The organism is Martinezella sp. CNPSo 3959 (genome assembly GCF_057784355.1).
In genome coordinates this window covers 1,118,557-1,143,702 of record NZ_JBXSOV010000001.1, presented here as the reverse complement: position 1 = coordinate 1,143,702, position 25,146 = coordinate 1,118,557, and the positions used below count along the sequence as shown (strand labels likewise).

Below are 25,146 nucleotides of genomic sequence, written 5' to 3'. Positions count from 1 at the left end.
AGACGCCATGATCCGTCGTACCTCACGCCTTTCCCTGCGGATGCCGGAAGAGCTCGATATCGACTTTCTGGCGGCCTTGTTCCAGCGGCCCGAACTGGTCGCCCACAGGCCGGATCCGAGACCGGATTCTCCCGAAGAGAGTGCTCGGCGTCTCGCCCGTGACCGGACGCATTGGCGCCTGCATGGGTTCGGGCGCTGGGCGATCGAAACGCAGGGACAGCTGATCGGTTTCGGAGGCGTTACCGTTTCGACGGAATTTGAGGGGCTCAATCTTTCTTATCATCTGCATCCCGATCATTGGGGAAGCGGCTACGCGACGGAGCTGGTGAAGGAGGCGCTGGCTTTCGCCCATAACGATCTGCAGGCGAAGCGCGTTATCGGGCTTGTACGTCCCGTCAATCTCGCCTCCCGGCGCGTGCTGGAAAAATGTGGATTCCATTTCGAGCGCGAAGTCATGCTGCATGGAGCGCCGACGCATCTGCTTTCCCATCCGCGGGCCGTCGCTGATATCGATGAGCCGACTTAGCCGTCCGGATAAGGCATGCCGTCCTTATGCACGAAGCGGCCATCGGTGCTCGAGCTCATCATATCGACATCGGAACAGGTGATGAGGTCGGTCGGAGAGCGCGTTCCGACCTCGAGATAGACAGCCGTGGTACTCGACTTGTTGATCATGTGATGGCCGTTGCCCGAGCTTTTCGGGAAGGCGGCACAATCGCCAGCGCGCAGCACGGTCTCGCCGCCATCCTCGATGAGCGTCAGTTCGCCCTTCAGCACATAAACGAATTCGTCCTCCTCCGAATGCCAGTGCCGCTGACTCGACCAATTGCCCGGCGGCAGCCGCATGAGGTTGACCCCGAAATCCGTGAGGCCGCCGGCATCACCCAGACGCTGGCGTATGCGCTCGGCGCAGGGTTCATTGAAGGGCGCTGGATAGCGCGTGCCCTTGATTTCAGGTATAGCTGCAATATCGATCCTCGGCATGATGATCCTGCCTGCGATTTCCGATGGATGTGTGTGCTGCTTGTAGTTTGAAGTCTAGCAAGACTTATCGCTGTCAGCCAAGCGATGTATCTCGGCAGAGCATAGCACACGGGGCTTAATTGCCTTGCTTTGTCATCTAATTGTCACCCGGTTGTCATCGCTCATACACATGTGCGTCGTTTGCGCAACACGCCATATGAAGCTGCTGTCATATATGTTTTGGGACCTCTCCACGCCCTTGTAAAAGCAAAATAGTAAATGCAGCTTACTAATCGGAAGCGAAGCCTTGTGCTTCGAATTTGGCACTGGAACTTGATGTCGAGCGACCCCCAGGTTCGTCCATCGCGCAAGTTCATTCGACGGATGGAGTTACCATGAACATCAAGAGCTTGCTTATCGGTTCTGCTGCTGCGCTATGCGTCGTATCCGGCGCGCATGCTGCCGATGCTATCGTTGCCGCCGAACCGGAGCCGCTGGAGTATGTCCGCATCTGCGACGCGTTCGGCGCCGGCTACTTCTTCATTCCCGGTACGGAGACCTGTCTGAGGATCGGCGGCAAGGTCCGTACCGAAGGCCAGTGGAAAGATCCCTACAATCGCGCCAGCAACTTCGGCACCAAGTGGCATACTCGCGCCGAGCTCAATCTGAATACCGCAACTGACACCGAATATGGCCCGCTGAAGACCGAGACCATCGTGCGTTGGGACTGGAACGATGGTGGCTCCACCGGCACGAACTTGCTGTGGGCCTACATTACCCTCGGCGGCTTCAGCGTGGGTAAGACGGACTCGCAGTACAACCAGTTCATCGGCTATGCCGGCGATGTGATCCAGGACGACGTTATCTATGACGGTCCGTATGAATTGAACCAGCTGACCTACAACTATGACAGCGGCACGGGCTTTACTGGTGTCATCTCGCTCGAAGACAGCAATTCCGGCACGACCACAAGCGCCTATGGCGGCAGCTGGCAGCTCTCCAAGAGCGATCACTACGCTCCGAATGTAGTGGCCGGTCTCGGCTACAAGGCTGGCGCATGGCAGTTCCGCGTGGTCGGCGGTTATGACTCTATCGTCGAAGAAGGTGCCATCAAGGCTCGTATCGATGCCGACTTCGGCGTCTTCTCCGCCTTCCTGATGGGCGGCTGGAACACTGATGGCGACAAGCTCAACCAATATGCCGGCTCGAACCAGAACGTCTCGGCCTGCACGACTTCCGACGGCGTCGTTCACGGCGCGGATTGCGGCTGGGGCGACTGGGCCGTCTGGGGTGGCGTCGGCGTTCCGATCAACGACAAGCTGAAGTGGAACCTGCAGCTTGCCTATACCGACTCCAAGATCTTCGAGGCGACCACGAACGTCAAATTCAATCCGGTCAAGAACCTGCTGGTCGAGCCGGAATTCACCTACGTTCACTACGATCTGCCGAGTGACGATACCTTCTCGGGTATCCTGCGCTTCGAACGGACTTTCTGAGGCTTTTGGTCTCGGCTGATCTTCGCAGAAATGAGGCCCGGTCTTCATATCGGGCCCTATCTGTCGTGACGGACGATTTCTAAATCTCCGTTCGCACCGCATCCTGCCGACAGGCACCATGCGATGCATCGTGACCTCCAGCGCAATCGCACCCAAACGGGCGCCAGGTCACCCTTGGCAGTGGTCAAACAGCCGATAAAGGGAAGTCGGTTCACTGTCATAAATCCAATGCTAATCAACGACTATCTCATTTTCGATAGCGCCCTTCGGCGCGACCAAAGGAAGCCCCATGAAGACGATCATCATACTTGCCGCAATTGGACTGTTCTCCACGAACGCGATGGCCATGTCGGCCTATAATTCCAAGTCGATGACCTGCGCCGCCGTGCATGAAAAGATGGCCCGGGAAGGCTCGATCGTGCTGAGATATCCCTCGCACCATCCGGGCCTGATGATGTACCATCGGACCGTTTCGAATTCGATGGCTTGCCTGGGGCAAGGCTCGATGGCCAGCGCCAGCGTTCCCACCAGCGACGACCCCAGCTGCAAGATCAAGACCTGCAGCTTCGCGACGGGCAAAGGGCCGAACAAGAACCACTGAACTGAAAGCAAGGCTGGCTGTCACCATGGCTCAGCCGCCACCAGACCTTCTCGGATCGTAATATCGGTGCGGCAGGAAAGCTCCTGCCGTCTGACGTTCCTGTTACGCTTTCAGGTCGAAATCGCCGGATAAAGTGCCTCTCGCCGCGCATTCGGCAGGATGAAAGCGACAACGGGTGTGTTATTATCGCACCCATGAATGGCTGACACGATCAGCTTCGCGGCGCGCTCTGTCGCGGAAACATTTGCGGGGTTATCCAATGCCGCTTGTTTACAGACCTGCTTGCGCGGAAGATTTGGCCGCGACCGATACTCTGGTGGTTGCCAGCATCAACGATCTTACCGTCCGGCATGGCTTCGGCGCGATGGCGACGGCAAGCCCTCCCGGCTTTCAGCTGTTTTCGCTGAAGGACGACCCTGATGGGCTATGGGTCGCAGAAGACGAGGGAGAAATTCTCGGCTTTGCCTGGAGTTGGGTTTGCGGCGATGTTTGGTTCCTCGCCCAGCTGTTCGTCGACCCCGCCCGACAGGGGCAGGGCATCGGAAATGAACTGTTGGAGCGGACCATGGAGCACGCCCGGAAATCGGGAGCGGCTCATAAGGCACTGATTACCTTCACCTTCAATCGTGTCTCGCAGGGCCTTTACATGCGGCACGGCCTCTTTCCCAAGATGCCGATTTACTTTTTCAATGTCGAGCGCGAACGGATAAAGCAGACCTTGCCAGCACCGCCATTGCGCGCCATCGCGATCGACAACGGCGCTGTGACTATGGAAAATCTCGTCCGGATCGATTCCCGCGCCATTGGCGTCTCGCGGGAGAAACATCACCGCTATCTGCTCGACGACCCGGCGACCAAAGGGTTTTTGCTCTACGCCGGCAACGATATCGCCGGCTACGGCTATATCGGTTTCAACGGGCACATCGGTCCCCTAGCGGTCATGCGGCCCGACTTTCTCCGCGATGCCTTTGCGACGGCGTTGACGCTGGCGGCAGATGGCTCCGCCGAGAAGATATCGGCGTTCCTGCCAGGCACATGCGACGGCGCCTTGAGCCTTGCGATCGATCAAGGCATGCGGATCACCTTCCCCATGCTACTGATGGCATCGCCCGGCTATGGCGACTGGACGCAATATCTGCCGCGAAATCCGGGCTTTATGTAGGCGGGCGTTTGCTGGTGGCGCAACGGAATGGCTATCTCGGCGCCGAGCCTTTGCGATTGCCGGGAGGTAGCATTGAGGTCCAACTTATTCTGCATTGGCACGGACCCCGGAGAAAATGGCGCACCCGACAGGATTCGAACCTGTGACCTTTGGAATCGGAATCCAACACTCTATCCAGCTGAGCTACGGGTGCATGCCGTGGCGGTTTGAATCGCCTGTCCGATGGCTGGTTCTTAGCCCAGGAAAGGCTTGGCTTCAATGCGGAAAATTCAGGAAAGCGTGAGATCGGACGTTTTGTTGGGATAAGGCCGCGGGCTTTGAGCGCGCGGCCTTGGTGTCATCGGCCGTTCCGGCTCATTCCTTCATCGCGCCGGGGCCGGGGATGGCTTTGGGCGGCACCTTGCCGAGGATGATCATGCCCAGCACTTCGTCCTTGGTGACGTCTTCGGTGCGGGCGTGGCCGACGACCTGGCCGTTCTTCATGACCGAGACGCGGTCGGCAAGGTCGAAGACGTCGTGGATGTCGTGGCTGATGAGGAAGATGCCGATGCCTTCCTTCTTCAACTGCTTTATGAGCTCGCCGACCTGCGCCGTCTCCTGCGGGCCAAGCGCCGCCGTCGGCTCGTCCATGATCAGGATGCGGGCGTCGAAGAGGATGGCGCGGGCAATCGCCACCGACTGGCGCTGGCCGCCGGAAAGCGCCTTCACCGGCTCTTTGAAGCGCTTGAAGTTGGGGTTGAGGCGTCCCATCACTTCGCGGGCCTTCGCTTCCATCGCGACGTCGTCGAGCGTACCCCAGCGGGTCTGCAGTTCGCGGCCAAGATAGAGGTTGGCGGCGGCGTCGACATTATCGGCGACGGCGAGCGTCTGGTAGATCGTCTCGATGCCGTATTTCTTGGCGTCGCGCGGGGTGCGGATATCGGCGGGCTCGCCGTTGATCAGGATATCGCCGCTGTCGCGCTTGTAGGCGCCGGAGAGAATCTTGATCAGCGTCGATTTGCCGGCGCCGTTATGGCCGAGAAGGGCGACGACTTCGCCGGGATAAAGGTCCACCGAGGCGTTGTCGACCGCGTGGATGCCGCCGAAGGAGATGGAAATGTTCTTCATTTCCACAAGCGGAGTGGTTTGATCCGTCATGGTTCAGAATTCCTTTTACTTGGCGCGCGAGCGGTAGACGATGTCGAGCCAGACGGCGACCACCAAAACGACCCCGACGACGACGTTTTGAATCGGTGTGTCGACATTGGCGAGCCCCATGCCCGATTGCAGCGACTGCATGACCAGCGCGCCAAGCATGGCGCCGGCGACCGTGCCGCTGCCGCCGGCGAGCGACGTGCCGCCGATGACGGCAGCAGCGATGGTGAAGAGTTCGTAGGTGGTTCCCTGTGAGTTCACAGCCGAATTGAGGCGGGCGGTCGAAATCGCGGCGGCGACGGCGGCGAGCAGGCCCATCAGCGCGAAGATCTTCACGATGACCCAGCGGGTCTTGATGCCGGCAAGCTCTGCCGCTTCCGGATTGCCGCCGATCGCGAAGACGTAGCGGCCGAAGCGCAGGCGGGTCGCGATGAAAGTCATCGCGATGCCGATGAGAACGGCGATAAGGACCGGCACCGCGATGCCATAGGGGATATCGAGGCCGTTCTCGGGCCACGTGATATTGTGCTCGGTGGCGTAGCGCTTGGCGATGCCGACCGGCCAGTCATAACTATTGAAGAGATAGACGGTACCGAGGACGAGCAGGGAGCCAAGGCCGGCCAGGAAGTATTCCGCCCAGAGGGGGCGGCGCGGAAAGTGGAAGCGCTTTCTTTGCTGGCGTGAGCCGACGATGCCGACAATGATTAGCAGGCAGGAAATCACGCCGACCACCCAGCTCCAGGTGGCGCCGATCGAGCCGGTGGCGCCGCTGCCGCCCATGATAACGAAGGTGGAATCCATCGGCGCCACGGTCTGACCGCTGGTGACGTACCACGCAAGGCCGCGCCAGACGAGAAGGCCGCCAAGCGTCACGATGAAGGAGGGAACGTTCATGAAGGCGATGATCGCGCCCTGGAAGGTGCCGATGGCCGTGCCGATCGCCAGGCCGCAGAGGAGGGTGATGATCCACGTCCAGGAGCTGTCGAAGCCGAGATATTGCGGCAGCCATTTTGCCTGCATGACGCCCATGATCATGGCGACGAAACCGAGCACGGAGCCTACCGACAGGTCGATGTTGCGCGTGACGATGACCAACACCATGCCCGTGGCGAGAACCGCGATTTCGCAGGTCTGCACCGAAAGGTTCCAAAGGTTTCTCGCCGTCAGAAATTCCCGGCCGTCGAAGACCCTGAGATAGAGATCAAAACCGATCCAGATGATCAGTAGCGCTCCTATCATGCCGAGCAGGCGGGTATCGATTTCCGTGGCGCGCAGAAACCGGGTGATCGCGCCGGCATCCGCGTTCCTAGGCCCGCTCGATGTAGTGGACTGTGTCATGTCGGCCATCGCTTTGCCGTTCTCCCTCTGTCGGGCGCGGCCGGCGACGCATTCTGGCAGTCGCTGGCAATCGCGCCAATCTCAAAAATGTCTGCCATCGCCTGCAACCCGGCCTTTATCCGGTCCCGATGACCGCCGTCCGACGGACAAAGGGATGCGGCGGCATACCACACTGCGGGGAAGCTCCGCCTCCAGCTGCAAGGGAGGGTTGTCGGCTTCCAATCCGCATTCGACGCCGCAACGGTGTGCCGCTGCGGCGTCGCTCTTTCGATGAGTAAGCTCGTTCTAAAGTCGGTTTATTTGCAGGCCGCGACAGCGCCTGCCTTGACACCCTGGCAGGCTTCAGCCTTGGAAATCCAGCCGGCGTCGATGACGACGTTCAGATTGTCCTTGGTGATAGCAACCGGGGTCAGGAAGACCGACTTCATGGCGACGTGCTTCGGGCCGCCGTTGAAGGTCTGAACGCCGGAGATCTCGTCCAGCTTCTTGCCCTTGGCAAGATCGATGGCGATTTCAGCGGCACGCTTGCCGAGTTCGCGCGAGTCCTTCCAGATGGAAACGGTCTGCGTGCCAAGCGCGATGCGGTTGAGCGCTGCCTTGTCGGCGTCCTGGCCGGAAACCGGAACGGAACCTGCAAGGCCCTGGGCGTCGAGTGCAGCAACAGCGCCGCCGGCGGTGCCGTCGTTGGAGGCGACGACCGCGTCAACCTTGTTGTTGTTGGCGGTCAGGAACTGTTCCATGTTGCGCTGCGCGTTCTGCGGCAGCCAGCCGTCCGTATAGGCTTCGCCGACGTTCTTAATCTTGCCGGCGTCGATGGCGGACTTCAGCACCTCAATCTGGCCGGAGAACAGGAAGTCAGCGTTCGGGTCGGACGACGAACCCTTGATGAAGACATAGTTGCCTTCCGGCTTTGCCTTCAGGACTTCGCGAGCCTGCATGCGGCCCACTTCCTTGTTGTCGAAGGTGATGTAGAAGGCTGCCGGATTTTCGATCAGGCGGTCATAGCCGACAACCGGAATGCCTTCGTCGGCAGCCTTTTCAACGGCCGGGCCGATGGCATCGGAATCCTGGGCGAGAATGATGAGGGCGTTGGCGCCCTGCGAAATCAGCGACTCGACGTCTGTCAGCTGCTTGGAAGCGGACGACTGGGCGTCGGCGGAAATGTATTTGGCCCCGACGGCTGCCAGAGCCTTCTTGATGGCTGCCTCATCGGTCTTCCAACGTTCTTCCTGGAAATTCGACCAGGAAACGCCGACGACGAGATCCTTGGCGAAGGCGGCCGTCTGCATGGTCAAAACGATGGCCGCGCCCGCAGCCAGCTTGATGAAAGCTTTCATGTGATCCTCCCGAGTGAATGCGACCGCACGTATCCTGAACTCCCGTCGGCCGCGGCGAAATGCTGACAAGAAAAGTCTTGGACTTTTTTCTCGACAGTCGAGAAATTTAGTGTCAGAGATTTTTTCAGCTGTCAACACCCGCGCCGCCAGGTTTCATCGGTCGTCCGAAAAAGCTATCAGGGGCTGCGCAGGAGGAGGGTTGAATGAGCAGGGAGTTTGCCGATGCTGGCCAAATCGAGCACCGAATTGGTCCGTCAGAAGAACAGCGCCTTGGTCTTGTCGGCGCTGCGCCGGCACGGCCCGCTCGCCCATACCGAGCTCTCTGATTTCACCAGGCTCTCTTCCGCGACCGTATCGGTCATCACTGCCGATCTCGAGCGGGCGCAGATCATCGAAAAGGCGGAGCAGCAGCCGGCCAGCGGCCGCGGGCGCCCGCGTGTTTTGTTTTCGCAGCGGCGCGAATGCGGCTATCTCATCGTCGTCGTCATCTCGTCGGATGCGGTGCAATATTCTCTCGTCGATTATACCGGCCGCCTGATCGACCGCTTTGCCGAGGATAGGCAGCAGAACGTTGCGGGCGTCGAGCGCTTCGTGGCAGCCTTGCGCGATGCCTTGAACCGCATTGTCACCCGATCGCGATTGCCGCGCGATAAGGTGCTGATGATCTCGATCAGCAGCAAGGGGCTCGTCGATACTTCGGCGCCTGTGCTGCGCTGGTCTCCGATCTTCGGGCGTGACGAGATCGACTTCGCTGACGTGCTGCGCGATGAATGGACGGCGCAAATCATTCTCGGCAACGAAACCCTGCTTGTGGCTGCAGCCCTTGGGCGGCAGGAGGAAATCAACACCCACGGCGACTTCCGCTCGCTGGCGGCGCTGTCGCTCGGCCATAGTATCGGGCTTGGCATCGTGCGCCGGGAACATGAAGGCGGCCATCATATATCGGCGCCCAATTTCGGGCATATGATGCATGTGCCCGGCGGCGGTCTTTGTCGCTGCGGCGCGCGGGGATGTATCGAGGCCTATGCCGGTTTCTACGCCATGCTGCGGACGGCTTTCGACGTGCCGCTGGACACGATCCCGGCGAAGTTCGTGCCGATTGCCGAGCTCGACAAGATCGCTGCGAGTGCGCGCCAGGGCGGGCGCCGCAACGTACTGGCCTTCCGCCAGGCGGGCCTGGCGCTCGGCAACGGCCTTTCGCGTGTCTTGAGCCTGCACGAGCGGATGCCGATCGTCATCACCGGTCCTGGCGTAAGGTACTACGATCTGCTGATCGAGGGCATAACCGAGGGCCTGGCGGAATCGCATGTCGTGCGCATGGAGGGCATGCCGGAGCTGCGCGTCATCGCCGACGAGCCGACGCTCGTTTTCGAAGGGCATCTGAACCGCGCATTTTCGATCATCGATAATGATATCGTGAAGAGGGGAGCCTCGGTCGTCGAGTTGCGCGACCAGGCGGGTTGAGAGGCGAGGGCGCCGCAAGCTGTGGCCATGCGCTTGGCCGCAGGATTGTCATCCCAATCAATCCGCCAAGCCCAAAGGCTGTTCGTCTTCGCGGACCTGAAGAATACGGTCGATCAGCCCCCATTCCAGAGCCTCTTCCGCCGTCATGAAGTGATCGCGGTCCATGGCGCGTTCGAACTCCTCATAGGAGCGTCCGCAATGCTCGGCATAAAGCCGCGTCATGCGATGCTTCGTTCGCCTCATTTCTTCGGCATGGATAAAGATGTCCGATGCCTGTCCCTGGAAACCGCCCAATGGCTGGTGAATATGGATGCTGGCATTTGGAAGCGCGGTGCGTTCACCCGGCTGACCAGACATCAAGAGGAAGGAGCCCATCGAACGGGCGGTTCCCATGCAAAGCGTATGCACCGGAGCACGAACGTAACGCATGGTGTCATACATCGCGAGACCGCTGGTTACGACGCCACCGGGCGAATTGATATAAAGGTGGATCGGTCTCTTCGGATTTTCGGCCTCGAGAAACAGCAGTTGCGCGCAGACGAGGGCCGAGACGTCGTCGTTCACCTCGCCATTCAGGAAGATGATTCTCTCGCGCAGCAGGCGGGAGTAGATGTCGAAAGATCGCTCCCCTCTGCTGGACTGCTCAACGACCATAGGGACGAGTTGCATCGCTTCGCGCATCGGCGAACTCCAATGTTATTGAAATTGTTGATAGATCTAGCGCGTCAGGCGGCGCGCATGACGGTCAGGCTGTTATTGTTTGCTGCAGCTCTTTCCGTTTCGCGAAGCCGAATGTCATCGAGCTCGTGGATGATCCGCAGGCTGGTGCCGCCGTTTGCATTCGAAGATATTTTGAAAGTCACGGTGCTTTCGAGGAAGGGCGTTGCGTCGTCCCGCAGCCTGTAGGTGACTTCCTTGCCCGGCGTGACCGATATAGCCTCGGGATTGGCCAAGGCCTCCTGCGGCAGCCAGTTTTGGCGAAGCTCAGGGGTGCTGATTGCACGCCAGACTTTCTGCGGCGGTTCGTCGAGCTGGTATTCCAGCTTGATGCCGTTCTTTCGCTCGGCGATCTCGGGATTGTTCATTGATCCATATCCTTCAGCAACACCTTGAGAGCTTCGATGCGGGCCGGCCAATATGCACGGTATTTCGCTAGCCATTGGGCGATGAGGGCAAGTCCCTCCGGATCGACTTCGTAATTCACGAAACGCCCCTGTCGTTCTTCCCTGACCAGCCCGGCGCTCCGCAGAACCGCGAGATGCTGGGACATGGCCGGCTGGCTGATGTCGATACCGTCTCGTAGGGCGCTGGCATTCATGCCGCCTGTCGCCAGCTTCTCGAAGATGGCGCGGCGGGTCGGATCGGCCAAGGCCCGGAATATCTCATTCTCTATCATGGAAATAGATAAGCACGGACTTATGTGATTCGCAAGAGGTTTTTATCGAAGTCTCTTCGGGAGCTCTGGATCGCGCCAAAGAAAAAGTCCGCCGCGAATGGAAATCGCGGCGGACTTTTGGGAGGATCGCATTGCTGGAGGAATGGAGACGGCTCAGTCGATCTTGACGAGGCGGCCTTCCTTGACCGACTGCAAGGCGGCATCCGCCAGCTTCAGTGCGGCAAGACCATCGGCGCCCGATGGTGTGATGGTGGCGCCCTTTTCGATCGCGGCGATGAAGCTTGCGATCTCGTTGGCATAGGCTTCGGTGTAGCGCGTCATGAAGAAATCATGCAGCGGCGGGCGGGTGTAGCCATCGCCGTTGGCGACTTCGATGGAGAAGGGGCGTTGGTTTTCAGCCGAAACCAGGCCCTTCGAGCCATGGATTTCGATCCGCTGATCGTAGCCGTAGGTGGCGCGGCGCGAGTTGGAGATGATTGCCTGCTTGCCCGATGCCGTCTGAAGGATGACCGAAACGCTGTCGTAATCGCCGGCTTCGCCGATCGCCTTGTCGACCAGAACTGCGGCAGTCGCGGTGACGGCAACCGGTTCTTCGCCGAGCAGGAAGCGCGCCATGTCGAAGTCATGGATCGTCATGTCGCGGAAGATGCCGCCGGAGCGCTTGATGTAATCGACCGGCGGGGCGCCCGGATCGCGCGAGGTGATCGTCACCATTTCGACCGTGCCGATGCGGCCTTCGTCGATGGCTTTCTTGACAGCCATGAAATGTGGGTCGAAGCGGCGGTTGAAGCCGACCATCAGCTTGCCCTTGGTCTCATTGACAACCTTGATGCAGGCCTGGACGCGCGCGACGTCGAGATCGACAGGCTTTTCGCAGAAGATGGCCTTACCGGCGCGGGAAAAGCGCTCGATCAGATCGGCATGGGTATCCGTCGGCGTGCAGATGACGACAGCATCGATATCCTTGGCGGCCTCGATCGCCTCGATCGTGCGGACTTCGCAGCCATAGGCGGACGCGATTGCTTCCGCCGCCGCCGGAAAGGCATCCGCGACGGCGACGAGCTCGGCGTTGGCATCGCCGCTGACGGCTTTCGCATGCACCTTGCCAATGCGTCCGGCGCCGAGCAGACCAAATCTGACAGTCATTATTACCTCCCTGAATTCGGAATAAATGGACCGAATATCAATTGCTCTGGAATTTTCATTCCATTTTCCGGCGACGGCGTCAAGCAGCCTGGACTTCACAATTCTGAAAATTCCGGCTCTCCACTTAGCCGAAATCCGGACGCGAAACCTTATTTTATGCGGACGACTTCACAATTTTCCTGAGGATGCGCTAAAGACATGTCTTCTTAAACAGGCAAAAGTGACCCATGCAACTGATCGATCCCAGCCATCCCATCTACAAGCCGCTTTGGGTGCGCATTCTCATCGTGGCCGTCTGCTTTGGCTGGGCAGCCGTCGAAACGCTGGGCTCGCAGCCGTTCTGGGCAATGCTGTCTGGCGCGCTCGGCGCCTATTCGGCGTGGATGCTGCTCTTGAATTTCAAGCCGCAACCGCCCGCAACGACCAGCGATGCGCCGGCGCAGGACGATGCTGCCGAGGATGATGAGCCGCCCTCCGAAGACAAGAAATAATCATCGTCTGAGGCGACGTATGGCTTCGTCGATCAGCTGATTGGCGAGCGTCATGCGGATCGTCGCCTGTTCGCGGAAGAGGGCGGCGACGCCGTCGGGGTGATTGGCTTTCGCGAAGCTGCGGCGTTTTTCCTGCAGGGCTTCGCGCGTGAGGTCAGAGGTAATTGCGAGCTCGGCGGCGACTTCTTCCCGCGATGTTCGTGCCAGATGCTCGGGCATGACCGGCAGTGCCGGTTCTTGCGGAGCAGGTTCCGGCTCCGGCAGAATGTTAGGGTCGCCGAGATTGTCGCGGTAGGCTTCGTCTGGCCGATGGGCGTCCGGCGTCTCACCGCCCAGCACCGTTGCGGCAAAGCTGACGTTCAAGCCGCGGATGCGGTGCGCGGCCTCTTCCTGTTCCGCGGGCTCCTCTTCGCTATCGAGGCGATCGAGCACGGATTGAAACAATGATTGCTTGAACAGCATGAGTGGTCTCCACGCCAAGCTTCATAGGAGCGCAAGTTGGCGTGGAGCTTATGGCGGCAAGGGTTCTTCGTTCATGTCGGCGAGAGATGCCGGCTCTCTTCCAGGATCATGTCATGCAGCAGCCGCGCGCTCGGCGGCATGGCGCGTTCGCGGGCGGTGATGAGGCTATAGGGCCTGACGTCGATGTCGAAATCAATCGGCAGGATGGAGGATTCGCCCGCCTGAGACGTCTGCCCGCAGATGAATTGCGCCATGTCGAGCGCAATCGGCGCGATCGCATCCGTCTTGCAGACCACCGCCAGCGTCAGCAGCAAGGATGAGGTGTTGACGACATTTTCCGGCAAGGGCACGCCGGCAGCGAGGAAAATGTCTTCCACCTTGCGGCGAAGCAATGTGCCCGGCGGTTGGAATACCCAGTCGTAGCCGGCCAGATCGGGCAGGCTGGCTACACCTCTTTCAAGCAGCGGATGGCCGTTGCGAACCACCAGGCAGGCCTTTTCGACGCCGATCTCATGGGCAGTGAACAGGCGCGGATCGAGGTCGTCCGGGATGCGGCTGATGATGAAGTCATGGCGGGCCGCTAGCAGCTCGCGCGCGAGCACATTGCTGTTCTCGACTTCGATATTGATCTCTATGCCGGGATAAGTGCGCGTCACGCGCTGGATGGCCGGGACGACAAGGCTGATTGCCGGCGCGGTCACCGCCCCCAGAAAGACCGAGCCACCCCTGCCGGTTCGCAAGGCGCCAAGCTCCCGGCCTGCCTCGCGCAGCTCCAGCAGGATCTTGCGTGCCCGCTTGGCCAAAGCGAGCCCGAAAGGGGTCAAAACGACGCCTCTGGCGACACGCTCGTAAAGCGGGCTTTTGACAATCGACTCCATTTCTGAGAGCATGCGTGAAGCCGCAGGTTGTGACATGTTCATGGACTCAGCGGCCGCGGAAATTTGCCCGTGATCCTCGATCGTGACGATCATCCGTAGGTGATTGAGCTTCAAACCAGCTTTCAACAACGCGTCGTCGCGAAAATTGTCGGAATGAATCTCAATGCCTTCGCTCAAATAATCGTTATATATTTTCTCCATAACGGCCAATTTTCCCCTTCGCCGGCAAAAAAGTACTATTTTTTAACATTATACCAAATTTGGTATATGTTTTGCCAGTTATTCTATTTGACAGTTATACGAAATCGTACGAGTTTGCCGATTGTGCGCTGGGTACAGCTCATAAACCGTGAGAGCGTGGAGGAGACCTACTTCGTTTCTCACAATTAGAAGTAAATCATTCCTTCTACGGAACCTGCCGCAGTTTCGGGCGGGCATTTTTTGTCCGCCGCATTTAACAACAAGGGAGAGAGTAATGAAATCCATTATCTCATTGATGGCCGGCGCTGCGTTCGGCGTCGCTACGCTGGTGGTACCTGCCTTCGCGGCGGATAAGGGCACGGTAGGCATCGCCATGCCGACCAAGGCTTCGGCGCGCTGGATCGATGACGGCAACAACATCGTCAAGCAGCTCCAGGCTGCTGGTTACGGCACCGACCTTCAGTATGGCGACGACGACATCCCGAACCAGCTCTCGCAGATCGAGAACATGGTCACCAAGGGCGATAAGGTCCTCGTCATCGCTTCGATCGACGGCACGACGCTGTCCGACGTCCTGCAGAAGGCTCACGATGCGGGCATCAAGGTCATCGCCTATGACCGCCTGATCCGCAACAGCGGCAACGTCGACTATTATGCGACGTTCGACAACTTCAAGGTGGGCGTTCTGCAGGCAAACTCGATCGTCGACGCCCTCGGCCTCAAGGACGGCAAGGGCCCGTTCAACATCGAGCTGTTCGGCGGTTCTCCGGACGACAACAACGCCTTCTTCTTCTATGACGGCGCAATGTCGGTCCTGAAGCCCTACATCGACAGCGGCAAGCTGGTCGTAAAGTCCGGCCAGATGGGCATGGACAAGGTCGGTACGCTGCGTTGGGATCCGGCAACGGCCCAGGCCCGTATGGACAACCTGCTCTCGGCCTACTACACCGACAGCCACGTCGACGCCGTTCTGTCTCCGTATGATGGCCTGTCGATCGGCATCCTCTCCGCGCTCAAGGGCGTCGGCTATGGTTCCGGCGGCGTGAAGCTTCCGATCGTTACCGGTCAGGACTCCGAAATCCCGTCGGTGAAGTCGATCATCGCTGGCGAGCAGCACTCCACGATCTTCAAGGACACCCGCGACCTCGCAAAGGTCACAGTCGGTATGGTCAACGCTCTGATGGAAGGCAAGACGCCCGAAGTCAACGACACGAAGACCTACGACAACGGTGTCAAGGTTGTTCCGTCCTACCTGCTGACCCCGGTCGCAGTCGACAAGACCAACTACGAAAAGGTTCTCGTCGAGGGCGGTTACTACAAGGCTGATCAGCTGAAGTAATCTTCCGACATAGCGGTCAGGGCTCGCTCAATGCGAGCCCTGGCTTTGATATTTAAGACGATCGCGCGGTCTGCTATGTTTGATCGCGGCGTTGGATACGGACAATGGACAATACCATCCTCGAAATGCGGACCATCACCAAGTCGTTCCCCGGTGTGAACGCTTTGGAAAATGTCAATTTGAAAGTCCGTCAGGGCGAGATTCATGCTTTGGTCGGCGAAAACGGAGCCGGCAAATCCACCCTCATGAAGGTGCTGTCGGGCGTCTACCCGGCCGGCACGTACGACGGCGATATCTATTACGATGGCGCGGTCCGCCAGTTTAAGACCATCAAGGATTCCGAAGACGTCGGCATCATCATCATTCACCAGGAGCTGGCGCTCGTTCCGCTTCTGTCGATTGCCGAAAATATCTTCCTCGGCAACGAGGTCGTCACCAATGGCATGATCAATTGGCAGGAAACCTTCAGCCGAACCAAACAGCTTCTTTCCAAGGTGGGCCTTAAGGAATCTCCGAATACGCTCGTAACCGACATCGGTGTCGGCAAGCAGCAACTCGTCGAGATCGCCAAGGCTCTATCGAAGAGCGTCAAGCTGCTCATCCTCGACGAGCCGACGGCATCGCTGAACGAAAACGATTCCGATGCGCTGCTCAATCTCCTCATGGAGTTCCGCAATCAAGGCATCACCTCGATCATCATCACGCACAAGCTCAACGAAGTGCGCAAGGTGGCCGACCAGATCACGGTGTTGCGCGACGGCATGACGGTGAAGGCACTCGACTGTCACGAGGAAGAGATCAGCGAAGACATTATCATTCGCAACATGGTCGGGCGTGAGCTGGCTGATCGCTATCCGCCACGCTCGGTGCCGATCGGCGAAACGATCTTCGAAGTCAGGAACTGGAACGCCTTCCACCAGCAACATCGCGATCGTCAGGTGCTGCACGATATCAACATCAATGTGCGCAAGGGCGAAGTGGTCGGCATTGCCGGTCTGATGGGCGCAGGCCGTACCGAATTCGCTATGAGCGTCTTCGGCAAGTCCTATGGCCACAAGATCAGCGGCGAAGTCCTCCTTGACGGCAAGCCGGTCGATACCAGCACGGTGCGCAGGGCGATCGATGCCGGTCTTGCCTATGTGACCGAGGACCGCAAGCAGCTCGGCCTGGTTCTGACCAACAGCATCCTGCACAACACGACGCTTGCCAATCTGCTTGGCGTTTCCAAGGCAACCGTCATCGATGACGTGCGGGAACTGCAGGTGGCGACGAACTATCGTTCCAAGCTGCGCATCCGTTCGGCCGGCGTCTTCCAGGAAGCGGGCAATCTTTCCGGCGGCAACCAGCAGAAGGTAGTGCTGTCGAAATGGCTGTTCTCGGATCCGGAAGTGCTGATCCTCGATGAGCCGACGCGCGGTATCGACGTCGGCGCCAAATACGAAATCTATTCCATCATCAACCAGCTTGCCGCTGACGGAAAGGGCGTTCTGATGATTTCATCGGAAATGCCCGAGCTTCTCGGCACCTGCGACCGCATCTACGTCATGAACGAAGGTCGCATCGTCGCCGAACTGCCGAAGGCAGAGGCAAGCCAGGAGAGCATCATGCGCGCTATCATGCGCTCAGGGGAGAAACAACAATGAGTTCGGCCAACCCAGCCACAGAAAGCAGCCACGTCGTTTCCATCGGCGACCATATCCGCAACAACATCCGTGAATACGGCATGTTGATCGCGCTCGTCGTCATCATGTTGCTGTTCCAGTACTTGACGAACGGCGTTCTGTTCAGGCCGCAGAACCTGACCAACATCGTGCTGCAGAACTCGTTCATCGTCATCATGGCGCTCGGCATGCTGCTTGTTATTGTGGCCGGCCATATCGATCTTTCCGTCGGCTCCGTCGTCGGTTTCGTCGGGGCGGTCGCCGGCGTTCTTGTCGTGCAGATGCATATGAATCTCGCACTCGCGACGGTCATTTGTCTGCTGATGGGGGCCGCGGTCGGCGCCTGGCATGGATATTTCATCGCCTATCACCGCATTCCGTCGTTCATCGTGACATTGTCGGGCATGCTGGTTTTCCGCGGCCTGACCTATACAATCATCAACACGACCGGCAACGGTAGCAGCATCGGTCCGTTCCCGCCGACATTCCAGATCGTCGCAACGGGCTTCATTCCGGATTTCGTCGATATGGGCGGTATCCATTCGACATCGATCTTGCTGACGGTCGCCATCCCGATCGTCATGTTCTTCCTGTCATGGCGCCGCCGCACCGTTAACGAAAAGCACGGCATCGATGTCGAACCATTCAGCTTCTTCGTCGCCCAGAATCTGGTGGTTGCTGCCGCCGCCATCTTCATCGGCTACCAGATCTCCTCCTACAGGGGCTTGCCGAACGTTCTAGTTCTCATGCTGCTTTTGATCGCGCTCTACAGCTTCGCCACACAGCGCACGACGATCGGCCGCCGCATCTATGCCATGGGCGGCAATGAAAAGGCGACGAAGCTCTCGGGTATCGATACCCGCCGCCTGACCTTCTACACCTTCATCAACATGGGCATCCTGGCGAGCATCGCCGGCATCATCATCGCGACGCGCCTGAATTCGGCAACCGCAAAGGGCGGTGACGGCCTCGAACTCGACGTCATCGCAGCCTGCTTCATCGGTGGCGCTTCAGCCTCCGGCGGCGTTGGCAAGGTAACGGGTGCCGTCATTGGCGCCTTGATCATGGGTGTCTTGAACCAAGGCATGTCGATCCTCGGCTACCAGACGGACTCCCAGAAGATGATCAAGGGGGCGGTGTTGCTCGCTGCCGTATTCATCGACGTCTACAACAAGAACAAGGGCTGATCGTTTAGCGATCAACCCAGCTTTTAAAACCAAATCCATGACAGAGTCCGGCTCTCGCTGAGAGCCGGAACGGTAGAACGCATCCGATCTCTGTCTGTTAGGAAAGGATGAAAGACATGCTCATCTCGCAGATCAAGGGTTCGAACGGCGAGATCGTCGTTGCGGTCCGCAATGGACCCGGCGAAGCTGCCAAGGCCGTCGTCAATGGCGGCAGCGTCTACAAGCTTGCAATGGAAGCCGCCGATAGCGGCAAGTCGCTCGCTTCAGTCATCGAGGCCCATGGTCTCGGCGAGTCAATCGATCTCGACAAGGCCTATGCCGAAGGCCGCTTCCTGCCGCCGATCACGCATCCCGACGCAGCTCACCTGCACCTGACAGGCACCGGCCTGACGCATCTTGGCTCCGCTGCCACGCGCGATTCCATGCACAAGAAGACGACGGAAGCCGCCGAGGAGACGCTGACCGACTCCATGAAGATGTTCAAGATGGGCATCGAGGGCGGCAAGCCGAAGGCGGGAGAGAAGGGCGTGCAGCCCGAATGGTTCTACAAGGGCAACGGCTATGGCGCAGCGGCCCCGGGTGCAGCACTCGTGTCTCCGTCCTTTGCGCTCGATGGGGGCGAAGAGCCCGAAATGGCTGGCATCTATGTCATCGCCAAGGACGGCACGCCGTTCCGCATCGGCTTTGCGCTGTCGAACGAATTTTCCGATCACGTCACCGAGCGGATCAACTATCTTTATCTCGCCCATTCCAAGCTCCGTCCGGCAAGCTTCGGGCCGGAAATCCGCGTTGGTGTGGCGCCAGAAGATATTCGCGGCACCTCGCGCATCAAGCGCGGCGACAAGGTGATCTTCGAAAAGCCGTTCCTATCGGGCGAAGCGAACATGTCGCATACCTTTGCGAACCTTGAATATCACCACTTCAAGTATGGCATCTTCCGTGTTCCCGGCGATGTGCATGTGCACATGTTCGGCACGGCGACGCTTTCCTTCGCGGAAGGCATCAAGCCCGAAGTCGGTGACGTCTTTGAAATCGAAGTTGGCGAATTTGGCCTGCCGCTGCGCAATCCGCTGGCGATCGATGCCGAGGAAGAAGTGGCTGTTCGCCAGCTGTAATGCATCGAGCCCGGCCGCAAGGGATCGGCCGGGCATTTCCAATACGATCCAGGAAGGCATGACGCCATGACCATTCATCAGAACTTGATCGCCGGGGAGTGGACGGGGACGAACGGCACCGAGAACATCAACCCGTCTGATACGAACGAGGTCGTCGGCCTCTATGCGAGCGCAAGCGCGCAGGATGTCACGGATGCGATCGCTGCCGCCAAGGCCGCTTTTCCAGCATGGTCGCGTTCTGGTATTCTGGAGCGCCACACGATCCTGAAGAAGGCCGGCGACGAGATCCTGGCACGCAAGGATGAACTCGGCGCGCTGCTCGCCCGCGAAGAGGGCAAGACGCTGCCGGAAGCGATCGGCGAGACCATCCGCGCCGCGCAGATCTTCGAATTCTTCGCTGGCGAGGCGCTGCGCCTGGCAGGCGAGGTGGTGCCCTCCGTGCGCCCGAACATCGGCGTCGAGATCACTCGCGAGCCGCTCGGCGTCATCGGCGTTATCACCCCCTGGAACTTCCCGATCGCCATTCCTGCCTGGAAGATCGCGCCGGCGCTTTGCTATGGCAACACCATCGTCTTCAAGCCGGCCGATCTCGTGCCCGGCTGCTCGTGGGCAATCGTCGATATTCTGAACCGCGCCGGTCTGCCTAAGGGCGTGCTGAACCTCGTCATGGGCAAGGGCTCGGTCGTCGGTCAGGCTATGCTCGACAGCCCGGTTCTTTCGGGTATCACCTTCACCGGCTCGGTCGGCACCGGCAAGCGCGTCGCGCTTTCCTCCGTCGAGCACGGTCGTAAGTACCAGCTCGAAATGGGCGGCAAGAACCCGATGGTCGTGCTTGACGATGCCGATCTGACGGTCGCCGTCGAAGCGGCTGCCAATTCCGCCTTCTTCTCGACCGGCCAGCGCTGCACGGCCTCGTCGCGTCTCATCGTCACCGAGGGCATTCACGACCGGTTCGTGGCGGCCCTGACGGAAAAGCTGAAGACGCTCAACGTCGACAATGCCATGAAGTCGGGCACGCATATCGGCCCCGTCGTCGATGCCAAGCAACTGAAGACGGATACGGACTATATCGAGATCGGCCGCCAAGAAGGCGCCAAGCTTGCCTTCGGCGGCGAACTCGTCAGCCGCGACACGCCCGGCTTCTATCTGCAGCCGACGCTGTTCACGGAAGCGACGAACCAGATGCGCATCAGCCGCGAAGAGATCTTCGGGCCGGTGGCCTCCGTCATCCGCGTCAAGGATTACGAAGAAGCCTTGGCAACAGCCAACGACACGCCGTTCGGCCTGTCCTCGGGCATTGCCACGACGAGCCTGAAGCATGCGACGCATTTCAAGCGCAATGCGGAAGCGGGTATGGTGATGGTCAACCTGCCGACGGCCGGCGTCGACTTCCACGTGCCGTTCGGCGGCCGCAAGGGCTCGTCCTTCGGTCCGCGCGAGCAGGGCAAATATGCCGCCGAATTCTTCACCACCGTCAAGACGGCTTACACGCTCGCCTGATCATCGATTTCAAAGTCCAGGCGCGAACGAGGCGGCCTGGGCGACGCAAAGGGTACTGAGACATGAAAAAGAAAGCTGAATGGCCGCGCAAGCTGCGCTCCTACGATTGGTTCGGCGGCACCGGCAAGAATGCGATCATGCATCGCTCCTGGATGAAGAACCAGGGCCTGCCGGCCGATACGTTCGACGGCCGTCCGATCATCGGCATCTGTAACACCTGGTCGGAGCTGACGCCCTGCAACGCGCATCTGCGCGATCTTGCGGAGCGCGTGAAGCGCGGTGTCTACGAGGCGGGCGGCTTCCCCGTCGAATTCCCCGTCTTCTCCGTCGGCGAAAGCACGCTGCGCCCGACGGCCATGATGTTCCGCAACCTCGCTGCCATGGACGTGGAAGAAGCGATCCGCGGCAATCCGGTCGATGGCGTCGTGCTGCTCGGCGGCTGCGACAAGACCACGCCGAGCCTGTTGATGGGCGCGGCTTCCGTCGACATTCCGGTCATCCTCGTTTCCGGTGGACCGATGCTGAACGGCAAGTGGCGCGGCAAGGATGTCGGCTCCGGCACGGCGATCTGGCAGTTCTCGGAAATGGTGAAGTCCGGCGAGATGTCGCTGGATGAATTCATGGATGCTGAGCAGGGCATGGCTCGCTCGGCCGGCAGCTGCATGACCATGGGTACGGCCTCGACCATGGCGTCTATGGCCGAAGCGCTCGGCATGACCTTGCCCGGCAATGCCGCGATCCCGGCTGTCGATGCGCGCCGTCGTGTTATCTCGCAACTTTCCGGCCGCCGCATCGTCGACATGGTCAAGGAAGACCTGAAACCATCGGACATTCTGACCAAGGAAGCCTTCGAAAACGCTATCCGCGTCAACGGCGCCGTCGGCGGCTCGACCAACGCCGTTCTGCACCTCCTCGCGCTCGCGGGCCGCATCGGCGTCGACCTGTCGCTTGACGATTGGGATCGTCTGGGCCGCGAAGTGCCGACCATCGTCAACCTGCAGCCTTCGGGCAAGCACCTGATGGAAGAGTTCTACTATGCCGGCGGTCTGCCCGTCGTCATCAAGGCAGTCGGCGAGATGGGCCTGCTGCACAAGGACGCCATCACCGTCACGGGCGACACGATCTGGGCAGGCGTCAAGGATGTTGTCAACTACAATGACGACGTTATCGTCCCGCGCGAAAAGGCGCTGACGCAGTCGGGCGGCATCGCTGTCCTGCGCGGCAATCTCGCGCCGAAGGGCGCTGTCCTGAAGCCATCGGCCGCTTCGCCGCATCTGATGCAGCACAAGGGCCGCGCTGTCGTTTTCGAAAGCATCGAGGACTATCACGCCCGTATCAACCGTGACGATCTCGACATCGACGAGAACTGCGTCATGGTGCTGAAATATTGCGGCCCGAAGGGTTATCCGGGCATGGCCGAAGTCGGCAACATGGGCCTGCCGCCGAAGGTGCTGAAGAAGGGCATCACCGACATGATCCGCATTTCTGATGCGCGCATGTCCGGCACCGCTTACGGCACCGTCATCCTGCACACGGCTCCGGAAGCTGCCGATGGTGGCCCGCTGGCGCTGGTCCAGAACGGCGACATCATCGCCGTCGATGTTCCCGCCCGCACGATCCAGCTGGAGGTTTCGGACGAGGAACTGGCGAAGCGCCGCGCCGCCTGGGTTTCTCCGGTCAAGCCGCTCACCGGCGGCTATGGCGGTCTCTATGTGAAGTCGGTCATGCAGGCCGACACCGGCGCCGACCTGGACTTCCTCGTCGGCCCGCGCGGCTCGGAAATCCCGAACAACCGCGACAGCCACTAGGCCTTGAACTTGCAAATTCGTTACGCATAGGTAATCCCGGCACTCACAAGGAGTGCCGGGATTGCTATTATACTTGAGCCCAGCCGCCATCGACGCACAGTTCGCTACCCGTCACGTAGGACGAGTCATCGGAGGCGAGAAACAGGACGGCTTTTGCGATCTCGTCGACTGTGCCGCTGCGGTGCATCGGAATTTGAGCGTGCACCTGGGTCTTCGTCTGCTCGATCATCTCCTCGCTCACTCCCGCTTTCCGCGCTTGATCGGTATCGATATAGCCAGGTGCCACGGCATTCACGCGGATACCCTTTCCGGTCAGCTCGACAGTAAGCGACCGTGCCAGCGAGCGGATCGCGGCTTTCCCCGCCGAATAGACGCTGACATATGGACGACCCTGCGTGCTCAGGGTTGAGGTGTTCAGGATTATCGAGCCGCCGGAGGTCATGAGCGGCAGAAGCTTCTGCACCGTAAAGTAAGTTCCCTTGAACGTGTTAACGATCGTGAAATCGAATTCCTCCTCCGACATGTATTCAAACATGTTAGGTCGCGCGCCGCCAGCATTCGCAAAGACGATATCGACCCGACCATGCTTGTTCTCGACATAGTCACGAAGGGCTTCAATATCAGACATCCTGGAAATATCGCTGCGGACCGCATCAGTACCATTACCGATGCTTTGTGCCGCGGCATCAAGTGTTGCCTGATCGCGACCGGTAATGACGACCTTCGCGCCTTCGCGTGCAAACAGCTTAGCCGTCGCCAGTCCTATTCCGGAATTGCCGCCGGTGATGACGGCGATCTTATCGTCCAATTTACCCATATTCATCTCCAATACGTCTCTGAATGCGCCCGACGTAAACCGCATTATTGCTGGAGTAGCGGGGCCGGAAGTTATATATGAAGCATCATTCAGGTTTTGGATTCGCTTATGGAAAACGGTCTCCAACCACCGCTAACCCCCCGGAAATCCCCGCGTCAGGGCCGCTCCATCGCAACCGTGGACGCGATTTTCGAAGCAACCATTCAGGTTTTGTTGAGTGATGGTCTAATTCGTTTCAACACCACGCGTGTGGCACGTCGTGCGGGCGTTTCGGTCGGGACGCTCTATCAGTATTTCCCCAATAAGCAGGCTTTGCTTTTTGCGGTGCTGGAGCGGCATCTTGTGATGCTTGCCGAGGCGATAGAAAAGGCGTGTGACGAAGCTCGTCATGCTACCGTCGAGACGATAGCTGAAGCCGTGGTGAAAGCTTACCTCCAGGTGCAAATAGCGCGGGCCGAGGTTTCTCCCGCGCTCTACCGTATCGGTTTGGAACTTGATGCTCGAAAGCTAATTGAATCGGCGATCCAGCGCAGTACAAGGGCTATCGAGGCAACCCTGTCCGGTACCGTTGATGGCCGCTTTGCCGATGCAGGTCTGATTGCACAAACACTGATCGCAACCCTTTATGGAACCGTTCCGGCCTTTTGCCATAAAGTCTTGAGCCTTGGTGATGGCATCGAAGCGGAAAGGCAATTGACAATTATGTTTCGTTCCTACCTTGTCGCGCACAGGGTAGAATAGAGAAAATCAACTGTAGTTCCGGCGTCGAGATGCCTGGCTAACGATAAAGACGTCCGGCTTTTCTTCCCGGAGATGCCGGTATCAGCTCTGGCTCTGACTCTGCCCCTGGCTTGCCACTGATACCTTGACCATAAGGGTTTCGCCCGGCGTGCCGATCCGCATGCCGGACACGGGAGCGGCGTCGCGATAGCAGAGGCCGGTCGCGATGCGGACGTAGCGGGCGTCGGGGCAGACGTCATTGGCCGGATCGAAGCCGACCCAGCCGAGGCCGGCAATATGCGCCTCTGCCCAGGCATGGGTAGCAGCCTGCTCGTTCTTGCCTTCCATCATCAGGTAGCCGGAAACGTAACGGGCAGGGATCTGCAATGCACGGGCGCCGGCTAGAAAGATGTGCGCATGGTCCTGGCAGACTCCGCTCTTTGCCTCCAATGCCTGTTCCGCCGTTGTCTCGGTATTGCTGGTGCCTGGCTTGTATTCCACGGTCTCGTGGATCGCTTTCATCAGCGCATGCATCTTGCCGAGTTCGTTGTCGCCTGAAACGCTGCGCAGCAGTTCCTTCGTCAGCTTGCCCGCCTTAGTGCGCGGCGAGTCCCGCAGAAAGAGCCAGAGCGGGCTGAAGCCCTCATGCGGCCCGACGACGCCGTTGAGGTCCTGCGTCTCGACTTCGCCTGAGGCAATGATCTTTGTTGCGTCCTGCTGCCCGTCGAGGGAAACCAGCGTGGCGCGATTGCCGAACTGGTCGTCATATTCCACTTCCGGCTTGGCCCCTTCGACCGAAAGCTTCCAGTCGATAACCGTCTGTCCCACGCCCGTCAGCGGCGTCAGGTGAAGCCGTTGCAGGGAAAACTGCGTCGGCTCGTCGTAGCGATATTCCGTGATATGGCTGATCGTCAGTCTCATGATATCGCC

25 protein-coding genes and 1 tRNA gene are annotated in these 25,146 nt (G+C 59.4%); 13 read left to right on the top strand and 13 right to left on the bottom strand.

Translation table 11 applies throughout. From position 1 onward, the window contains the following. Positions 1–7 precede the first annotated feature (7 nt). A complete protein-coding gene (locus tag AC13RE_RS05725; protein WP_488562233.1) occupies positions 8–526 on the top strand; it encodes a GNAT family N-acetyltransferase in 519 nt (172 codons plus the stop codon). Here AC13RE_RS05725 and AC13RE_RS05720 read toward each other — a convergent pair. Further along, a complete protein-coding gene (locus AC13RE_RS05720; protein ID WP_488562232.1) occupies positions 523–984 on the bottom strand; it encodes a cupin domain-containing protein in 462 nt (153 codons plus the stop codon). The genes AC13RE_RS05725 and AC13RE_RS05720 overlap by 4 nt on opposite strands. Positions 985–1,358: 374 nt before the next feature. Here AC13RE_RS05720 and AC13RE_RS05715 point away from each other — a divergent pair, with 374 nt between their 5' ends. The 3 genes from AC13RE_RS05715 (at position 1,359) to AC13RE_RS05705 (ending at position 4,222) form a co-directional block, all read left to right on the top strand. Beyond that, positions 1,359–2,459: a porin gene (locus tag AC13RE_RS05715; RefSeq protein WP_488562231.1), complete on the top strand. Its 1,101-nt coding sequence runs from the start codon at positions 1,359–1,361 to the stop codon at positions 2,457–2,459. A 289-nt stretch (positions 2,460–2,748) separates the two neighbouring features. Continuing rightward, a complete protein-coding gene (locus AC13RE_RS05710) occupies positions 2,749–3,060 on the top strand; it encodes a hypothetical protein (protein ID WP_488562230.1) in 312 nt (103 codons plus the stop codon). 259 nt (positions 3,061–3,319) lie between these two features. Next, positions 3,320–4,222 carry a GNAT family N-acetyltransferase gene (locus tag AC13RE_RS05705; RefSeq protein WP_488562229.1) on the top strand — a complete coding sequence of 301 codons (903 nt, stop codon included), beginning with the start codon at positions 3,320–3,322 and terminating at the stop codon, positions 4,220–4,222. 116 nt (positions 4,223–4,338) lie between these two features. Here AC13RE_RS05705 and AC13RE_RS05700 read toward each other — a convergent pair. From AC13RE_RS05700 to xylF, 4 genes are all read right to left on the bottom strand, one after another. Then, positions 4,339–4,415 (bottom strand) — tRNA-Arg (locus tag AC13RE_RS05700). Positions 4,416–4,576: 161 nt separating this feature from the next. Beyond that, positions 4,577–5,359: an ATP-binding cassette domain-containing protein gene (locus tag AC13RE_RS05695; RefSeq protein ID WP_015340760.1), complete on the bottom strand. Its 783-nt coding sequence runs from the start codon at positions 5,357–5,359 to the stop codon at positions 4,577–4,579. Positions 5,360–5,374: 15 nt separating this feature from the next. Further along, positions 5,375–6,703, bottom strand: a complete 1,329-nt coding sequence (locus AC13RE_RS05690) for a sugar ABC transporter permease (protein WP_015340759.1) — start codon at positions 6,701–6,703, stop codon at positions 5,375–5,377. Between the two features lie 287 nt (positions 6,704–6,990). Further along, the gene (gene xylF, locus AC13RE_RS05685) at positions 6,991–8,031 is read right to left on the bottom strand and encodes a D-xylose ABC transporter substrate-binding protein (RefSeq protein WP_015340758.1); all 1,041 of its coding nucleotides are present in this window, start codon (positions 8,029–8,031) and stop codon (positions 6,991–6,993) included. 222 nt (positions 8,032–8,253) lie between these two features. Here xylF and AC13RE_RS05680 point away from each other — a divergent pair, with 222 nt between their 5' ends. Beyond that, the gene (locus tag AC13RE_RS05680; protein ID WP_488562228.1) at positions 8,254–9,495 is read left to right on the top strand and encodes an ROK family protein; all 1,242 of its coding nucleotides are present in this window, start codon (positions 8,254–8,256) and stop codon (positions 9,493–9,495) included. A gap of 57 nt (positions 9,496–9,552) precedes the next feature. On the opposite strand, the gene AC13RE_RS05675 is transcribed toward AC13RE_RS05680, so the two are convergent. The 4 genes from AC13RE_RS05675 to iolG form a co-directional block, all read right to left on the bottom strand. Next, the gene (locus AC13RE_RS05675; protein ID WP_015340756.1) at positions 9,553–10,176 is read right to left on the bottom strand and encodes an ATP-dependent Clp protease proteolytic subunit; all 624 of its coding nucleotides are present in this window, start codon (positions 10,174–10,176) and stop codon (positions 9,553–9,555) included. A 44-nt stretch (positions 10,177–10,220) separates the two neighbouring features. Continuing rightward, on the bottom strand, positions 10,221–10,580 hold the full coding sequence (locus AC13RE_RS05670) for an SRPBCC family protein (RefSeq protein ID WP_488562227.1): 360 nt from the start codon (positions 10,578–10,580) through the stop codon (positions 10,221–10,223). Continuing rightward, complete coding sequence (locus AC13RE_RS05665) at positions 10,577–10,891, bottom strand: ArsR/SmtB family transcription factor (RefSeq protein ID WP_488486249.1); 315 nt, start codon at positions 10,889–10,891, stop codon at positions 10,577–10,579. The genes AC13RE_RS05670 and AC13RE_RS05665 overlap by 4 nt, the downstream gene beginning before the upstream one ends. Before the next feature lie 153 nt (positions 10,892–11,044). Continuing rightward, entirely contained in the window at positions 11,045–12,037 is a 993-nt protein-coding gene (gene iolG / locus AC13RE_RS05660) for an inositol 2-dehydrogenase (protein ID WP_488486248.1), read from the bottom strand. Positions 12,038–12,264: 227 nt separating this feature from the next. Between iolG and AC13RE_RS05655 the strand changes: the two genes are divergently transcribed. Next, complete coding sequence (locus tag AC13RE_RS05655; protein ID WP_132717250.1) at positions 12,265–12,528, top strand: hypothetical protein; 264 nt, start codon at positions 12,265–12,267, stop codon at positions 12,526–12,528. Here AC13RE_RS05655 and AC13RE_RS05650 read toward each other — a convergent pair whose 3' ends face one another. Beyond that, positions 12,529–12,990, bottom strand: a complete 462-nt coding sequence (locus tag AC13RE_RS05650) for a hypothetical protein (RefSeq protein ID WP_488486247.1) — start codon at positions 12,988–12,990, stop codon at positions 12,529–12,531. Between the two features lie 71 nt (positions 12,991–13,061). After that, positions 13,062–14,069 carry a LysR family transcriptional regulator gene (locus AC13RE_RS05645; RefSeq protein ID WP_488486246.1) on the bottom strand — a complete coding sequence of 336 codons (1,008 nt, stop codon included), beginning with the start codon at positions 14,067–14,069 and terminating at the stop codon, positions 13,062–13,064. Positions 14,070–14,343: 274 nt separating this feature from the next. Between AC13RE_RS05645 and chvE the strand changes: the two genes are divergently transcribed. The 6 genes from chvE to araD all read left to right on the top strand — a co-directional run bounded on the left by chvE (position 14,344) and on the right by araD (position 22,679). Further along, entirely contained in the window at positions 14,344–15,408 is a 1,065-nt protein-coding gene (chvE, locus tag AC13RE_RS05640) for a multiple monosaccharide ABC transporter substrate-binding protein (protein ID WP_112334212.1), read from the top strand. 104 nt (positions 15,409–15,512) lie between these two features. Beyond that, positions 15,513–17,051 (top strand): multiple monosaccharide ABC transporter ATP-binding protein, encoded by a 1,539-nt coding sequence (mmsA, locus tag AC13RE_RS05635; RefSeq protein WP_488562226.1) that lies wholly within the window; start codon positions 15,513–15,515, stop codon positions 17,049–17,051. After that, complete coding sequence (gene mmsB / locus AC13RE_RS05630) at positions 17,048–18,256, top strand: multiple monosaccharide ABC transporter permease (RefSeq protein ID WP_488562225.1); 1,209 nt, start codon at positions 17,048–17,050, stop codon at positions 18,254–18,256. Before mmsA ends, mmsB begins: the two co-directional genes overlap by 4 nt. Before the next feature lie 116 nt (positions 18,257–18,372). Continuing rightward, a complete protein-coding gene (gene araD1, locus AC13RE_RS05625; protein WP_132717710.1) occupies positions 18,373–19,371 on the top strand; it encodes an AraD1 family protein in 999 nt (332 codons plus the stop codon). A gap of 66 nt (positions 19,372–19,437) precedes the next feature. After that, the gene (locus AC13RE_RS05620) at positions 19,438–20,871 is read left to right on the top strand and encodes an aldehyde dehydrogenase family protein (protein WP_132717245.1); all 1,434 of its coding nucleotides are present in this window, start codon (positions 19,438–19,440) and stop codon (positions 20,869–20,871) included. A 62-nt stretch (positions 20,872–20,933) separates the two neighbouring features. Next, the gene (gene araD, locus AC13RE_RS05615; RefSeq protein ID WP_015340744.1) at positions 20,934–22,679 is read left to right on the top strand and encodes an L-arabinonate dehydratase; all 1,746 of its coding nucleotides are present in this window, start codon (positions 20,934–20,936) and stop codon (positions 22,677–22,679) included. A 67-nt stretch (positions 22,680–22,746) separates the two neighbouring features. Here araD and AC13RE_RS05610 read toward each other — a convergent pair whose 3' ends face one another. Further along, positions 22,747–23,496, bottom strand: a complete 750-nt coding sequence (locus tag AC13RE_RS05610) for an SDR family oxidoreductase (protein WP_488562547.1) — start codon at positions 23,494–23,496, stop codon at positions 22,747–22,749. A gap of 108 nt (positions 23,497–23,604) precedes the next feature. On the opposite strand from AC13RE_RS05610, the gene AC13RE_RS05605 reads away from it, so the two are divergent. Continuing rightward, a complete protein-coding gene (locus tag AC13RE_RS05605; protein WP_488562224.1) occupies positions 23,605–24,237 on the top strand; it encodes a TetR/AcrR family transcriptional regulator in 633 nt (210 codons plus the stop codon). Positions 24,238–24,318: 81 nt separating this feature from the next. On the opposite strand, the gene AC13RE_RS05600 is transcribed toward AC13RE_RS05605, so the two are convergent. Further along, positions 24,319–25,137 (bottom strand): transglutaminase family protein, encoded by an 819-nt coding sequence (locus AC13RE_RS05600; protein ID WP_488562223.1) that lies wholly within the window; start codon positions 25,135–25,137, stop codon positions 24,319–24,321. Positions 25,138–25,146: the final 9 nt, after the last annotated feature.

Bases quoted from the DNA above. Each gene is read 5' to 3' on its own strand.
- xylF (WP_015340758.1), bottom strand. From the start codon at position 8,031: ATGAAAGCTTTCATCAAGCTGGCTGCGGGCGCGGCCATCGTTTTGACC.
- mmsA (WP_488562226.1), top strand. From the start codon at position 15,513: ATGGACAATACCATCCTCGAAATGCGGACCATCACCAAGTCGTTCCCC.
- AC13RE_RS05605 (WP_488562224.1), top strand. From the start codon at position 23,605: ATGGAAAACGGTCTCCAACCACCGCTAACCCCCCGGAAATCCCCGCGT.
- AC13RE_RS05645 (WP_488486246.1), bottom strand. From the start codon at position 14,069: ATGGAGAAAATATATAACGATTATTTGAGCGAAGGCATTGAGATTCAT.
- AC13RE_RS05695 (WP_015340760.1), bottom strand. From the start codon at position 5,359: ATGACGGATCAAACCACTCCGCTTGTGGAAATGAAGAACATTTCCATC.
- AC13RE_RS05665 (WP_488486249.1), bottom strand. From the start codon at position 10,891: ATGATAGAGAATGAGATATTCCGGGCCTTGGCCGATCCGACCCGCCGC.
- chvE (WP_112334212.1), top strand. From the start codon at position 14,344: ATGAAATCCATTATCTCATTGATGGCCGGCGCTGCGTTCGGCGTCGCT.
- araD (WP_015340744.1), top strand. From the start codon at position 20,934: ATGAAAAAGAAAGCTGAATGGCCGCGCAAGCTGCGCTCCTACGATTGG.
- AC13RE_RS05705 (WP_488562229.1), top strand. From the start codon at position 3,320: ATGCCGCTTGTTTACAGACCTGCTTGCGCGGAAGATTTGGCCGCGACC.
- AC13RE_RS05600 (WP_488562223.1), bottom strand. From the start codon at position 25,137: ATGAGACTGACGATCAGCCATATCACGGAATATCGCTACGACGAGCCG.
- AC13RE_RS05690 (WP_015340759.1), bottom strand. From the start codon at position 6,703: ATGGCCGACATGACACAGTCCACTACATCGAGCGGGCCTAGGAACGCG.
- AC13RE_RS05715 (WP_488562231.1), top strand. From the start codon at position 1,359: ATGAACATCAAGAGCTTGCTTATCGGTTCTGCTGCTGCGCTATGCGTC.
- araD1 (WP_132717710.1), top strand. From the start codon at position 18,373: ATGCTCATCTCGCAGATCAAGGGTTCGAACGGCGAGATCGTCGTTGCG.
- mmsB (WP_488562225.1), top strand. From the start codon at position 17,048: ATGAGTTCGGCCAACCCAGCCACAGAAAGCAGCCACGTCGTTTCCATC.
- AC13RE_RS05720 (WP_488562232.1), bottom strand. From the start codon at position 984: ATGCCGAGGATCGATATTGCAGCTATACCTGAAATCAAGGGCACGCGC.
- AC13RE_RS05610 (WP_488562547.1), bottom strand. From the start codon at position 23,496: ATGGGTAAATTGGACGATAAGATCGCCGTCATCACCGGCGGCAATTCC.
- AC13RE_RS05655 (WP_132717250.1), top strand. From the start codon at position 12,265: ATGCAACTGATCGATCCCAGCCATCCCATCTACAAGCCGCTTTGGGTG.
- AC13RE_RS05680 (WP_488562228.1), top strand. From the start codon at position 8,254: ATGCTGGCCAAATCGAGCACCGAATTGGTCCGTCAGAAGAACAGCGCC.
- AC13RE_RS05710 (WP_488562230.1), top strand. From the start codon at position 2,749: ATGAAGACGATCATCATACTTGCCGCAATTGGACTGTTCTCCACGAAC.
- AC13RE_RS05725 (WP_488562233.1), top strand. From the start codon at position 8: ATGATCCGTCGTACCTCACGCCTTTCCCTGCGGATGCCGGAAGAGCTC.
- AC13RE_RS05670 (WP_488562227.1), bottom strand. From the start codon at position 10,580: ATGAACAATCCCGAGATCGCCGAGCGAAAGAACGGCATCAAGCTGGAA.
- AC13RE_RS05650 (WP_488486247.1), bottom strand. From the start codon at position 12,990: ATGCTGTTCAAGCAATCATTGTTTCAATCCGTGCTCGATCGCCTCGAT.
- AC13RE_RS05675 (WP_015340756.1), bottom strand. From the start codon at position 10,176: ATGCGCGAAGCGATGCAACTCGTCCCTATGGTCGTTGAGCAGTCCAGC.
- AC13RE_RS05620 (WP_132717245.1), top strand. From the start codon at position 19,438: ATGACCATTCATCAGAACTTGATCGCCGGGGAGTGGACGGGGACGAAC.
- iolG (WP_488486248.1), bottom strand. From the start codon at position 12,037: ATGACTGTCAGATTTGGTCTGCTCGGCGCCGGACGCATTGGCAAGGTG.